15 protein-coding genes are annotated in these 13,945 nt (G+C 42.1%); 14 read left to right on the plus strand and 1 reads right to left on the minus strand.

The annotated features are described in order from the left end of the window. Positions 1-266: ISAon1 family transposase N-terminal region protein (locus B0B05_RS13160; protein ID WP_076782874.1), on the minus strand; the 266-nt coding region annotated here is incomplete at its 3' end. A gap of 88 nt (positions 267-354) precedes the next feature. On the opposite strand from B0B05_RS13160, the gene B0B05_RS13165 reads away from it, so the two are divergent. From B0B05_RS13165 to B0B05_RS13230, 14 genes are all read left to right on the plus strand, one after another. Beyond that, positions 355-1,290, plus strand: a complete 936-nt coding sequence (locus B0B05_RS13165; protein WP_076784091.1) for a hypothetical protein — start codon at positions 355-357, stop codon at positions 1,288-1,290. Positions 1,291-1,523: 233 nt separating this feature from the next. Beyond that, positions 1,524-1,865 (plus strand): helix-turn-helix domain-containing protein, encoded by a 342-nt coding sequence (locus tag B0B05_RS13170; protein WP_078704759.1) that lies wholly within the window; start codon positions 1,524-1,526, stop codon positions 1,863-1,865. Then, on the plus strand, positions 1,853-3,040 hold the full coding sequence (locus B0B05_RS13175; RefSeq protein ID WP_084173973.1) for a VapE domain-containing protein: 1,188 nt from the start codon (positions 1,853-1,855) through the stop codon (positions 3,038-3,040). The genes B0B05_RS13170 and B0B05_RS13175 overlap by 13 nt, the downstream gene beginning before the upstream one ends. 269 nt (positions 3,041-3,309) lie before the next feature. Continuing rightward, positions 3,310-4,233 carry a toprim domain-containing protein gene (locus B0B05_RS13180; RefSeq protein WP_076784093.1) on the plus strand — a complete coding sequence of 308 codons (924 nt, stop codon included), beginning with the start codon at positions 3,310-3,312 and terminating at the stop codon, positions 4,231-4,233. Positions 4,234-4,470: 237 nt separating this feature from the next. Beyond that, on the plus strand, positions 4,471-4,947 hold the full coding sequence (locus tag B0B05_RS16960) for a plasmid mobilization protein (RefSeq protein ID WP_076784094.1): 477 nt from the start codon (positions 4,471-4,473) through the stop codon (positions 4,945-4,947). Continuing rightward, positions 4,913-5,821 (plus strand): relaxase/mobilization nuclease domain-containing protein, encoded by a 909-nt coding sequence (locus B0B05_RS13190; protein WP_076784095.1) that lies wholly within the window; start codon positions 4,913-4,915, stop codon positions 5,819-5,821. The genes B0B05_RS16960 and B0B05_RS13190 overlap by 35 nt, the downstream gene beginning before the upstream one ends. Positions 5,822-5,847: 26 nt before the next feature. Further along, entirely contained in the window at positions 5,848-6,459 is a 612-nt protein-coding gene (locus B0B05_RS13195) for a hypothetical protein (protein ID WP_076784096.1), read from the plus strand. 33 nt (positions 6,460-6,492) lie between these two features. Then, positions 6,493-6,909 (plus strand): hypothetical protein, encoded by a 417-nt coding sequence (locus B0B05_RS13200; RefSeq protein WP_034871897.1) that lies wholly within the window; start codon positions 6,493-6,495, stop codon positions 6,907-6,909. Between the two features lie 224 nt (positions 6,910-7,133). Continuing rightward, the gene (locus tag B0B05_RS13205; RefSeq protein WP_059344225.1) at positions 7,134-7,517 is read left to right on the plus strand and encodes a hypothetical protein; all 384 of its coding nucleotides are present in this window, start codon (positions 7,134-7,136) and stop codon (positions 7,515-7,517) included. A gap of 26 nt (positions 7,518-7,543) precedes the next feature. Next, positions 7,544-8,167 (plus strand): DUF3347 domain-containing protein, encoded by a 624-nt coding sequence (locus B0B05_RS13210; RefSeq protein WP_034767729.1) that lies wholly within the window; start codon positions 7,544-7,546, stop codon positions 8,165-8,167. A gap of 14 nt (positions 8,168-8,181) precedes the next feature. Further along, positions 8,182-9,465: an efflux RND transporter permease subunit gene (locus B0B05_RS17045; RefSeq protein ID WP_031504500.1), complete on the plus strand. Its 1,284-nt coding sequence runs from the start codon at positions 8,182-8,184 to the stop codon at positions 9,463-9,465. 2 nt (positions 9,466-9,467) lie between these two features. Continuing rightward, a complete protein-coding gene (locus B0B05_RS17050; protein ID WP_076784097.1) occupies positions 9,468-11,426 on the plus strand; it encodes an efflux RND transporter permease subunit in 1,959 nt (652 codons plus the stop codon). An 18-nt stretch (positions 11,427-11,444) separates the two neighbouring features. Beyond that, complete coding sequence (locus B0B05_RS13225) at positions 11,445-12,692, plus strand: TolC family protein (protein ID WP_076784098.1); 1,248 nt, start codon at positions 11,445-11,447, stop codon at positions 12,690-12,692. Continuing rightward, complete coding sequence (locus B0B05_RS13230; protein WP_245799340.1) at positions 12,689-13,939, plus strand: heavy metal-binding domain-containing protein; 1,251 nt, start codon at positions 12,689-12,691, stop codon at positions 13,937-13,939. Before B0B05_RS13225 ends, B0B05_RS13230 begins: the two co-directional genes overlap by 4 nt. Positions 13,940-13,945 lie beyond the last annotated feature (6 nt).

Raw genomic sequence — 13,945 nt, forward strand, 5'->3', positions numbered from 1 at the left:
AGAATTTTGCCTGACTTCAAATCAGTCCATCTTCTGCGTTTGATATGCAGCTGTACGGCTTTTCCACGAAGCGGAAAGTCATCAACCGTAATCTCTTCATGAAAGCCTTTAGATTGAAGCTGTAAAACTGAAAATTCTTTGGGAATTGTATTTTTCTCTTCAAAATAAAGGTGAAGCAAGCCATCAATATCTTCAAATTTTACAACATCAAAGTATTCAATTAAGTATTCAGGTAATAATAGCTTGAGTAGGTCTTCTGTTTTCATCCTCTACAAAAGTATCAATTTTTGCCATTACTCCCCAACTTTTGTTGCTGATCCTATTTTTGTGTAAGAATATTTTAGTACGTTATCTATGACTAACTTCTATATCGCAATATATATTCTAATGGTAACCTTTACAATCCTTGTCCCCTTCTATCTTGCAGGGCGGCTTTGGTTTGCGTTCAGTCCGTTTGCGATAAACTATTACTCCAAGGAAAAGGCAAACTGGTATAACGAGTGGAACACCCAGCGGTTTTTAATCGTTTTGAATTTATTTTTGGTTTCATTGTCGCTTTCCTTTTTCTGGGGCGGGAAAATACTGGAAGATATCCATGCCGAGAAGATCGACTTTACCCAAATCCTATTCTATATCATTCTTCAAATTCTCGCCGTAATACTGTTCGAGGTAAAAATGGAACACCCATTTAAGCCAATTCAGGCATTCAAAAAATTCAAGAAAAACAGTTATAGCGAAAGGTTTGAGTTCCGAGAAAAGCAAGACACGGCAGATAAAATAGAACACCATTCCAATGAGTTAAAAAGAGAATTTTTGAAAGTTGGCACTAAGATTTCAAACGAATTAAATAATCAACAAATCATTTTATCTGAAACCAACGAACTCGCAAAACACAACAATAATATCCTACAGGAATCCGATTTTGCTTTTGAAATAAAAAAGAATCCGAATATGGTCATTGATGACATTTTGCGGGATTATTTTATTTCTAAAGATTCCGAGAGGGTTTTATCGGACTTTTTACTGCGGAAGAAAAACTCTGGAAAGATTCTGTTTACAAAGCCTGCAAGGAACGGCGTGAGCGTACAGCCTATTTTGGACTTTTTATCGGCCTTTACTAATGTTATGGAAAGTTGTAAATCCGGCACAATAACCCAAGCCGAAACCTGCAAAATTATCAACGCCGTCACCTCGGCAAAAGACAGGCTCGGAAATATCGCAGAAGAGCCAATAAACAGCAGGAACCTCTCAAAATATCTTTCCAACAGCGATGTTCAGGATGATATATAGTCTAAAATCCAAAAAAACATTTTCTCTTTAAAAATCATATTTGTCTGATAATCAGAATTATAAAGGCGACAGTTAGTCGCTTTTAATGGTTTATTGACTAAACCATTATAAAACAAAACCTCCTGCGAAATGCACATTTCTTTAGGTTGTTTTATTTTACAAAAAACTTTTTAAGTCGCTTTTAGGCGGCTTTTTCTTTGGGAAATATCTTGGCCTCAACAAAATTCAACGAAATGAAAGACCAAGAAAGACTAGCTGCGCTAGAAAGCCAAATGTCCACCTTGGTAAACTCGCAAAAAGAGTTTACCTCGAAGGCGCTACAGATGCTCGCCCTCGGAACCAAGAACATCTATTCTAAGGAAGAGGCCGCGCTGTTCCTCAACCTGGATCCGGACTATCTCTACCAACTCAAACACCACGGCAAATTGAAGGCCTACAAAAAGAAGGGGCAAAAGAAAATCTACTTTCGCAAAGAGGACCTCGAAGCTTATCTTCTGGGGGATAATGTGGAGGAAATACAAAATGATGACTACGATGCATTCGAGCAGGAAATTCTGGAGAGATGGAAGAAATAACCAACAAGCCGGCTGAAGAGCAAAAAATCCCAGTACTCTACCAAACCGCTTCCGAGACCACTACCATTTTCGATATGGTGATGAAGTATCTTGAAAGCAAGTATGACCTTCGCTTTAACGCCATCGCCCTGGAGATAGAAATATCGCTCAAGGGAAAGGATGACTGGACAGAGCTAAACATCAACTCCCTGCTGATAGAACTCGTACAGGCCGGGATGCAGATCACCATGCAGAAGTTGGAGATCCTCGTACGGAGCCACCTGATAAAGAGATACAACCCGATAGCGGAATACTTTAAAAAACTCGCGGGCTGGGACGGCGAAGACCATATCCGGAAGCTGACGGGATTTGTTCGGACCAACGACAGCATAGCGTTCCGCTACCATCTCGAGAAGTGGCTGACCCGCGCCGTGCTTTGCGCATTGAAGAAAGACTATGTCAACAAGCAGTGCCTCGTGCTGGCAAGCTCCAAACAGAACACGGGCAAAACCACCTTCCTGCGGTTCCTCATCCCGGACGGGCTCAGGGATTATTATTCCGAAAATGTCACAGTGGACAAGGACGGCATCATTGCCATCTGCAAAAATTTCATCCTCAATGCGGACGAGCTGGCCGTGCTGTCCAAATCGGATGTCAACACCCTGAAATCCTTCATCTCGATGGGCGGCGCAAAAGTAAGGGTGCCTTACGGACGGAAGCCGGAGAACATGGATAGGATATGTTCCTTTGTTGCCTCCACCAACAGAACAGATTTCCTTACCGACGAGACAGGAAGCGTAAGGTGGCTGGTTTTCGAAGTTTTAAGCATTGACTTCAATTATTCCAAGGAAATAGATATCGACCAAGTATGGGCGCAGGCGTACCACAATGCTTTTGAAAGAAAAAATTACCAACCGGAAATGACGCTCTCGGACATAGAGGCTAATGAGCTGAGGAACGAGCAGTTTTCCCAGCTTTCACTTGAGCAGGAAATCGTTTCCGCACACTTCGAGAAATCGAAGGACATCAAGGACTTTCTTACGGCGACGGACATCGTTGTGGCAATGAACAACGCCCTGAATTTAAGATTGAACAACATCAAGGTCGGAAAGGCGCTCACCAGGCTCAAGTATGAAAGAATCAAGCATCCGAAACTCCAGGTTTACGGCTACCTGATCCGAAGAAAGATTGACTGAAGGAAATTCTAAACCAAACTGGCAACACACCTACCTACTTACCTAAGTGGACTTACAGAACTCATTTTCAAATTTTTATGAAGGTAATAAAATAGCTAAGACTTTACCTAAACTACCATAGTTAAAGAAGGGATCCAATTTACAGGTAACAACAAGGTAAGTCATAAAATAATATAACTAACTGATATTCAATATTTAGGTAGGCAGGTATGGAAAAACGGTAAAAACATAACTGGATATAAAAAGATAAACTTTAAAAAACACAAAAAATGAACTGCAAACAAGCGAACGAGAATATCAGCATCAAAGAAGTAATGGAAAGTTTTTCTCTATTCCCAAGCAAAGAACATCCGAAAACCGCCTATTATTATGCTATCAATCGACAAGAACGAACGCCAAGTTTATTAGTGAATTATGTGAAAAATATTGCCTTTGATTTTGGCATTGGAAAACAATACGATGTCGTGTCGATAGTTCAGGAGCTCAAACAATGCACTGTATCCGATGCTCTTGAATATCTTGAAAAGTTTGATTTTTCTTTTCAAAAGCAAAAGGGAAATTTAAACAATCCAAAAGAAGAAACTAAATCTTATCAAATATTAGAAGTAAAAGAAGTGTCACATCCAGCGTTGATTGAATATTTAAAATATAGAAAACTCGAATCTCAAAAATCTGAACTTCAGGAAATTCATTACGAAATGAATGGGAAGAACTATTTCGGATTAGGATTCAAAAACGATTCGGGAGGCTACGAAATCCGCAGCAGTTTTTCCAAAATCTGTCTTGGAAAAAAGGATATCACCACGATAAAAAATAATTCTGAAAACCTCAAGGTTTTCGAGGGATTTACCGATTACCTCTCCTTTAAAATTTTAGAACCGGAAAAGATACCCTCCGACCATCTGATTCTGAACTCTGTCGCCATGGTTCACAAGGCATCAGGGCTTTTTGAAAATTATAAATCTGTTGAAATGTACTTGGATAACGACCGCGCCGGCGAACAGTGCAGGGATTCAATTTTGAAAATATTCCCGGAGGCAGATGACCGGTCGAATGAATATTTCCCTCATCAAGATCTGAATGATTTCCTGATATCACAGGAAGAAAAGACACTTGAAAATAAGCTTGAAAAAAATCAAACAGCCATACACGAGTCCGAGGGAAACCGGGATATTTACAGGAGAAAAAGATGAAGATTCATACAAGCCGGCCTGCTTAAAATAAGCACAAGTGGAATACTCTAAAAAAGCTGGGTAAAAACTTGCCATGTACTTAGTGCAAAAAGTACCCAATGTTTACAACAAGCGTGGGGCTTGTCGTAAAAATCGGGCTTTTTGGTTTCCTCCTATCGTCGGAAACGCATGTCTGGAACTACGATTCAAGCCCATAGTTTAAAATTATAAAAAAATTAAACACCACATAAACACAATATGAAAAATGACTTTTTAAAACAGTTTGTAAGACAGATTTCCGAGCAGCAAATTGCCAAGGTTGCCGAAGAAAAAAGGAGGAACCGCTTTCGCGAAATCGGTAGAGAGGGAGGTTTGAAAAAGAAGACGGCGAACCAATTTTCGAAGGTAGTCTCAGTTCGTTTTACCGAAAAGGAGTTTGAGAAAATTCGAAAGGAAGCAGAAAAATATAACCTGAAAATTTCAAAATATTTAAGGCTGATTTCTACCGAAAAGGAAATTAAAGTTAACGAGTTTCAAACCGATGCGGTTCTGTTGAATTACGGCAACAACTTTATAAGGATATCCAATCTGCTCAGGAACAGAGAATGGAACGAGTTTGAAAACAAGAAAGAGATCCTTGAGGAAATTCAAACCACAACGAGGTTAATCCGGGAATACCTCTACCAACAAATCATCAAGCATGAACAATTCGGCAACGACGAGGAGGATCAGTAAGATCGCGATTGAATACAATGGCAATGACAAAGGCACGGCGGAATGTATTTATTCCAACAACCTGCTTTCAACAATGCCGGAGGAAAGATTTGAAGAGATGAAGATTGTCGCCGAGAGAAATCCCAATGTCAAGAAATGGGCTTTGACGGGCTACATTTCTCCACCAAAGGAAATCGGCGACAGACTGACCAACGAAGAGCTGAAGGAACTGGCTTTAAAATCATTGAAAGATGTGGGACTTACAGAAAATAACCTGATCGTCTTGAATGTCCACAATTCCACGAAGCAGAAACATATCCACTTCATCGTGAACCGCATAGATGTTTATGGTAAATGCACGGTAAAATCTGCCAATATCGGAAAGCGCTTCGGTGAATCAGTGAGAAATGTTTGCAAAGAGATGAACCTGAAAACAGATGTGGAAATAGGGAAAGAGAAAAAGCAGCAGATGCTGAAAGTGCTGCAAAACTGTCTGAAGGTCTCAAGAAATTTTGATGACTTGGTCGATTATATGCGGCGATGTGGTTATAAAGTGACGCTCTCGCAGAATGTGAAGGACGGCGTGTCGGGGATGCGGATTGTGAAACTGAGCGATATTAACGACGAAACCCAGAGGCAGTACCATCCCGGTTACAAACTTTCCGAGATTACAAACAAACTGAAAATCAAAGATATCAAAGAAATTCTAAACCGGAATGCGGAAAGCCACCAGTCGGCAATTTTCAGTCAGAGTAATCCACAAACGAACGAAATAAAAAATCCGGAAAAATCAGCCCTCAGGGAGATTGAAAATGCCGTGAAGGAACTCCTCAAACCGAGCTACACACCGGCGGCTGACGACGAATTGCTGAGGAAGAGAAAAAGAAGGAGATAAGTTAAAACAACATCAAAAAAAGTAAAATGAACAACGAATTTAACAACCAAGACATGAATACAGAAAATTATTCTTCACAAGATGCAGGCATCGAACTTTTGCACCGCGTCATAGAAAGTAATAAGGCGGTAGAAATTTCGGGGAAGGCGATTTTCCACATGTACTGCGACATCAAGGAGGATGTAAAGAAAATCCAAGCACTGGCACATCAAGAAAATCTAAAACGGCAGGAATTGCTCAAATCCATCCCCAACAATATTATCGCGGAATTATCTCCGGACGTTATAAAGCATCTGGAAAAATTCCATCAGAAATCAGATACAGTTAAATATTGGTTTTTCGGAATCCTGGCTATATTGCTGGTTGCATTTTTTATTTTATCAGCAACTGTTTATCTCGGAAAAATCTGGTACCGCGAAAGCATCCGCACCAAGACCGAGGTTCGAGAGGAAATCCTCAAGGAGATCAAGAATGAAAACAAGGCGATTTATGAAAACGAGCAGGTGAAGCAACTAGAATACAACACTAAGCTGATGAACAAATGGATGCAGAAAAACCCAAAGGACGCAGAAAAGTTCTTGAAGTTTAAGGAGGGGGGTATGAGAGTAGGTAGACTAAAAATTATTTGTCCATTCTAAAATAATTCCCTATCTTTGTGCTGTTTACCTACAATGGTCGGAAATTTTAAAATACTGTTGCTTTCCCTTACACTCGCGTTATTTCTGGCGCCAGGGATTTCTCAGGCTTGCAGTACAAAGGAGAAGCAGGTTATTAAAACCGCGACCAGTTCGCAAACTTTCATAAAACAGTCATTCGCACAGATACAGCCGTCTTGCGACAGCGGCGATTGCAAAGAAGAATGCTGTCACCCAAAATCACACAATTGTCAAACCGATGGATGCTCAGGAAATTGCAGCGGTAACCTTTGCAGCACTGCTCAGTATACCATTCTAGCAGACAGCAAATTTTTAGAGGATTCTAAAAACGAAGCGTCCGGTTACGATGACAAAAATTCTAATTTCTTTTATCAGAATCCCCATTACTCCGGTGGATTCCATACCATTTGGGAACCGCCCAAAATAGGTTAAGATCTTCTTTTACAGCCCGAATTGTGTCTGGTCGTGAAGTGTTTATGACACTTTAGCCCGTTCTTTTTTAGCGGCGCTGTAAATACATTTGAACTTCAAACGCTCCTTTAAGCTCTTTCAAAATAGACTTTCCTTTTTTAGTAAAGGATAATTTGAGGAACCGGATGTTCAAAAGCACTTTCTCAAACAAGGAGGCTCACTATTAACCTATAATATAAAATTTAATGAAGAATATTCTTTTGGGAATACTCGCTTTTATAGCGGTGTTCCTCGTTTCCTGCAACAATTCAAAAGCTGAAAGTACACAAATTGCGGTCGCAAAGTTCACCACCGGTGACATTGTTCCCAACGATGAGGTATGTATGGTAAACAATGCCTATATGGGCAAAAAACAGCTCGAAGTAAAACATGACGGCAAAACCTATTATGGTTGCTGTGAAAACTGCAAACTCAGAATCCCGCAGGAAGAAAATGCCCGCATGGCATACGATCCCATATCTCATCAACTCATCGATAAAGCAACCGCAATTATTGCGATCTCTGATAAAAATGATAATGTCGTGTACTTCGAAAATAAAGCAAACTACGAAGCCTTTTTTAAAAAATAATCAATAACCTTTAACCTGATAAAATAATGAAAACAATACTATTCAGCCTTTTGGCAATCGGCACTTTTGCATTCACTTCTTGTAAGGAAAACAAAGAACAGAAAAACACCACTGGTACAACCATGCAGCATGATATGAGTACAATGTCGGACAGTTCAGCGATGGACAATATGGCAATGGATGCTAAGGTAACCGTGACCACCGCCAAAAAAACTACCGCTGACCTTACGGAGCTCTATTCTCATTACACCCACCTTACATTCGCGTTGTCCGGTGATGATGATAAAGAAGCGGTGAGTGCGGCCAAAGGGATCCTCGCTTCTTTTCCCAAAATAGACAAAAACGGTTTTTCTGCTGAACAGAAAAAAGAATTTGCTGATCTCGAATCAAGCATCAGTGAAAACGCCGAGCACATTGCAGATAACGCCGGAAAGATTGATCATCAGCGCGAACATCTGGATTTAATGAGCGCAGATTTTTACGACCTGCTGAAAGATTTCGGAACTCCAAAACCGGTGTACAAAGTATTCTGCCCGATGTATAATGATAACAAAGGGGCCTTCTGGCTTAGCGATTCACGTGAGGTGAAGAATCCTTATTACGGCAAAGAAATGCTTTCATGTGGCGAGGTTCAGGAAGAAATTAAGTAAAACCGTACAGAACCATGATTCAAAATTTAATCAAACTGTCCCTCCGCAACAGGTATTTCGTTTTGCTGATAGCAATCGGCCTTTTTATCTGGGGTATTTTTGCGGTAAGGGACAATCCCATCGATGCAATTCCGGATCTGAGTGAGAACCAGGTCATCGTTTTTACGGAGTGGATGGGCAGAAGTCCCCAGATTATTGAAGATCAGGTGACTTTCCCGCTGGTCAGCAACCTTCAGGGAATTCCGAAAATTAAGAACATCCGCGCCTCTTCCATGTTTGGGATGAGCTTCGTGTATGTTATTTTCGAAGATAACGTGGACATATATTGGGCCAGAACCAGGGTAATGGAACGGCTCAATTATGCGCAGCGCTTACTCCCGCAGGATGTTACCCCTACTCTCGGACCGGATGGCACCGGTGTAGGTCACGTCTTCTGGTATCATTTCGATGCACCCAAAATGGATTTGGGAGACCAGCGCGCCCTCCAGGACTGGTATGTGAAATTTGCTCTGCAGACGGTTCCCGGCGTGGCGGAAGTAGCCTCCTTTGGCGGCTTCGAAAAACAGTACCAACTCATTGTAGATCCTGTAAAACTCCAGTACTATAACGTATCCCTCATGGATGTGATGAACAAAGTGAAAGCCAACAATAATGATGTGGGCGGACGTAAATTTGAGATGGCCGATATGGCTTATATCATTCGCGGCCTGGGTTATATCAAGAACGTAGCCGATATCGAGGAAATTGCTTTGGGAAATTACAACGGTATTCCCGTGCGGGTCAAAGATATTGGCTCTGTGCAGATGGGTGGTGATTTGCGTCTGGGTATTTTTGATGCAGACGGTGAAGGCGAAGTCGTGGGCGGTATCGTAGTGGCACGGTATGGCGAAAATGCGGATAAGGTCATCAACGATGTGAAAGAGAAAATGAAGGACGTTGAAAAAGGACTCCCTGAAGGCGTCACCTTCAAGACATCGTACGACCGCAGTACGCTGATTGAAGGGGCAATAGACAATATTAAAACCAAGCTGATTGAAGAAATTATCGTGGTGGCAATCATTGTTATTCTGTTCCTATTCCACTGGCGAAGTGCATTGAGCATCATCATTCAGATTCCAGTCACCATTGCCATCAGTTTTATTCTGCTCAATGCGTTTGGACTTTCCTCCAATATCATGTCCCTTACAGGAATTGCGCTGGCAATTGGGGTGATTGTAGATAACGGAATTATCATGTCTGAAAATGCCTATAAAAATCTCTCCGATTGGCAGAACCATCAACAAAATAAAAACCCATAACAATGAAGACCAACTGGTTTAAAAATATATTCAGAAAAAAAGACAAAGAGAAAGACAGTTACGTTAAAATTCCCGAAGACATTCGGTTGAAGATTATCGAAAAATCATCCTTACAGGTATCCAGAGGCGTATTTTTTTCTACGGTAATCATCGTGGTTTCTTTTCTCCCGGTATTTATGTTGACCGGTCAGGAAGGTAAACTTTTTCATCCGCTGGCGTACACTAAAACATTCATCCTGATTGTTGATGCAATCCTGGTGCTTACCCTTGCCCCGGTGCTCATCTCCTTTTTCATGAAGGGAAAATTTAAGGACGATAATAAAAACCCAATAAACAGAGGCTTGGAACGGATTTACGAACCGCTGATAAGATGGTGCATGAAATGGAAAAAAACCACGCTGGGAATTAATATTTTGGCACTGCTCATCAGTATTCCAATGATAATGAACCTTGGACGTGAGTTTATGCCGCCTTTGGATGAAGGATCCCTGCTCTTTATGCCGGTTACCCTTCCCGATATTTCAAACTCTGAAGCCAAAAGATTACTGCAGGTACAGGATAAAATCATTAAGGGAATTCCGGAAGTGGATCATGTCCTCGGAAAAGCCGGAAGAGCCAACACGGCGACAGATAATTCACCCATCTCCATGATTGAAACCATTATTTTGTTGAAACCGCAAAGCGAATGGCGCGAGGGCAAAACAAAAGATGATCTCATCAATGAGCTGAATGCCAAACTGCAGATTCCAGGCGTTACCAATGGCTGGACCATGCCGATTTCCAACCGAATCAATATGCTTTCAACCGGGATCAGAACGGATGTGGGCGTAAAAGTGTACGGACAGAACCTGGACAGTATTGCCGTCCTTTCAGAAAAGATTAAAAAGGAACTCACCGGTATTGAAGGAATAAAAGACATGTATGTAGAACCCATCACCGGCGGAAAATATGTGGACATTCAAGTGAAACGCGAAGAAGTAGGAAGATACGGGCTAAGCGTGGATGATGTAAATGCCGTCGTGGAAAGTGCCCTTGGCGGAATGAAACTAACCACCACCGTCGAAGGCCGACAGCGCTTTTCGGTAAATGCCAGATACGGCCAGGATTTCAGAAATAATTTGGAATCTCTGAGAAGATTGCCCATGCAGACGATGGAATTTGGTTCCATTCCGCTAAGTGCAGTGGCTGACATTCGTCTTACAGAAGGACCACCAATGATCAATTCTGAAAATGCAATGTTGCGTGGAACTGTTCTATTCAACGTACGCGACCGGGATTTAGGCAGTACCGTAAAAGAAGCCCAGGCAAAACTCAATAACATGGTTAACAAAATGCCAAAAGGTTATTTCGTGGAATGGAGCGGTCAGTACGAAAACCTGATTCGGGGCGAGCAGACTTTAAAAATGATTATGCCCCTCGTATTAATAGTGATTTTCCTTTCGATGTATTTTGCGTTCAATTCTTACCGCGAAGCTTTCTTTAATCTCATCAGTATTCCTTTTGCCCTAATCGGGGGTGTCTTTATGATTTCGATTTGGGGAGTGAATCTCTCGGTAGCTGTAGCAGTGGGCTTTATTGCCCTGTTCGGACTTGCGGTGGAAACCGGAATCGTGATGGTAATTTACCTGAACGACGCTATGGTTCAGCTTATTGCAAAAAATGGCAACTCACGGGAGACCATTACCAATGAAGAACTTCGTGAATATGTGATCAACGGTGCAGCCAAAAGATTAAGACCTAAAATTATGACAGTGTGTGTTACCCTTTTTGGACTGGTTCCCATCCTGTGGAGTCACGGCGTTGGAAGTGATATGATGAAACCAATCGTATTACCGATGGTGGGTGGCGTTTTTACTTCCGCAATTCACATCCTTTTGGTAACACCTGTTATCTTTTATATGCAGAAAGAGTGGGAACTGAACAAACTGGGGAAAATTGACGTCCTCGACGCTTCCCATTAATCCTTAAATGATTACAAAATGAAAAAATTCATAATAACAGGAGTACTTACCTTGCTTTTTACCGCCACTTTTGCTCAGCAAATGTCCCTGCCCGCTGTAATGGACAGTATCGCAGCCAACCATCCGGTGGTAAAAATGTACAATGCCGAAATCCGGTCAATGGATGCTGCCGCAAAAGGAGCAAGAAGCTGGATGCCTCCAACGGTGGGAGCAGGTTTCTTCATGACGCCCTATAATGCAAAACTCTGGCAGCGCGACGGCGATATGCTCGGCATGGGCTCAGTAGCAGTTTCGGTGGAACAGATGTTTCCTAACAGAAAGAAACTCAACGCCAACGAAAATCTGATGAAGGCAATGTCTTCCGTAGAAAAAGAAAAGCTTTATGCGGCCCTCAATGAAAACTTTCAGGATGCGAAAAAACTGTATTACAGTTCAATCGTCCTGGATAAAAAGCTGCAGGTCGTAAAGGAAAACGAAAAGATGCTGGATTTCATGATCAGAAACGCCGAGATCCGGTACAAAAACGGGCTTTCCAAAATATCTGCATATTACAAAGCCAAAGCCGCCCTCGGAAGCTCCAAAAACATGCAGCTCATGTACGAGAATGACCTCCGCGTCAACCGGATCCGGTTGAATGCCCTCATGGGAAGAGACCCGCTCGCACCGCTGGAGATTGAGCCCGAATACAACCTGAATGACTACTCTCTCGAGACTTTTGGTCAGGATCTCTTTTATCAGAACAGAAGTGATCTCCGCGGCATCGACCGGGAAATCAATATTGCCAAACTCAAACAGGATCTGGAAAAGCAGAATCTAAAGCCGGAATTTGGCGTAAAGTTCGAAAACATGTTTGGTTTTGGTGGCCAGCCCATGCAGTTTTCTCTGATGCTGATGGCAAAACTGCCTTTCGTATCCTGGGCTTCAGGCATGAATAAAGCCAATATTGAAAGCCTGAAACTGAAAGAAGAAGCCTTGCAGGCACAGAAAGAAATGATGGTGAACGAATACAGCGGAATGGCCTACGGAATGCGCAATGAACTGGACCTGAATAAAAATCAGCTGAAACTCTATGAAGACACCATTATTCCGGCCTTAAAAAACAACTACAAATCCATGCAGTTGGGCTACGAGCAGAATACGGAAGAACTCTTCATGTTATATGACGCATGGGAACAGCTGAATATGGCCCAACTGGAATATTTCGAGATCCTTACCAAAGCACTGCAGACGCAAACTGAAATTGACCGCTTAATTGAAAGTAGATGAGAAAAATTATAATATTCACTATGCTTTTATTTGCTTTGACGGCGTGTGACAAAGTTAAGTTCTGGGAAGATAAGCACTCGGCAGAAGCTGCAATGCATACTTATACCTGTCCGATGCACCCGGAAGTGATTTCAGACAAACCCGGCAAATGTCCCAAATGTGGGATGGATTTGGTCCTGAAAGATGCCCCTGAAAAAAAGGAAGAGGGGATTAAACTCGACGATCTGCTGAAACCAACCAATGAATTTGTAGTGTCGGAACAGCCCGTAATAAAAGTAAAAAGAGAAAACATACCCACCACGGTTGATGCTTTAGGGACGGTAGAATACGATACTCGACAGATTGGCAGTATTTCCTCACGCGTTGCGGGCCGTATCGAGAAACTCTATGTGCGGTATAAATACCAGAAAGTGTCGAAAGGGCAGCGTATTTTAGATATATACAGCCCGGAACTTTTAACCGCACAGCAAAACCTGCTCTTCGTTATTAAAAATGACCGCTCAAACAAAACAATGATCGATGCTTCACGCCAGAAACTCCTTCTTTTGGGAATGCCGGCTTCACAGATACAGAAAGTCATCCAGCGAGGGAAACCTGATCTCACAGTTCCGGTTTTCAGCAATTACAGCGGACACATTCAGCAGGCAGGATCGGCCGGAAGCATGGGGTCATCACCACAATCTGCACCCGCAATGGCTTCAAATACGGCAGCCACCGCTGAACTACCCCTAAAAGAGGGAATGTATCTCCAGAAAGGACAGAATATTTTCAGTGTCTACAATCCCAACAGAACCTGGGCCCTGATCAATATTTTCTCTGAAGACATTGCACTGGTCAGCAAAGGACAGTCAGTCATGATCATCCCTGAAGCCAATCCTGAAAATCGCTTCAAAGGAATCATTAGTTTTATTGAACCCTTTTTCAGGCAGGGCAGCAAAACCGTAACGGCGCGCGTCTATTTTGATAATTCCACCGCAAAAATTCCTGTCGGAAGTCAGGTGAAAGCGGAGATTATGAGCCACAACAGAATGGCAGACTGGCTACCGAAATCAGCGGTGGTTTCTTTAGGGATTGATAAAATTGCGTTCAAAAAAGTTGAAGGCGGTTTTATTGCCCAAAAGGTTGTTACCGGCGCGGTGGTAGGCGATAAAATTCAGATCGTCAGTGGTTTGCTTCCTGAAGATGGAGTTGCCGAAAATGCACAGTACCTGATGGACAGCGAAAGTTTCATAAAAATTAACAGATAAAAATTG

Source organism: Epilithonimonas bovis DSM 19482 (assembly GCF_900108115.1).
GTDB lineage: Bacteria > Bacteroidota > Bacteroidia > Flavobacteriales > Weeksellaceae > Epilithonimonas > Epilithonimonas bovis.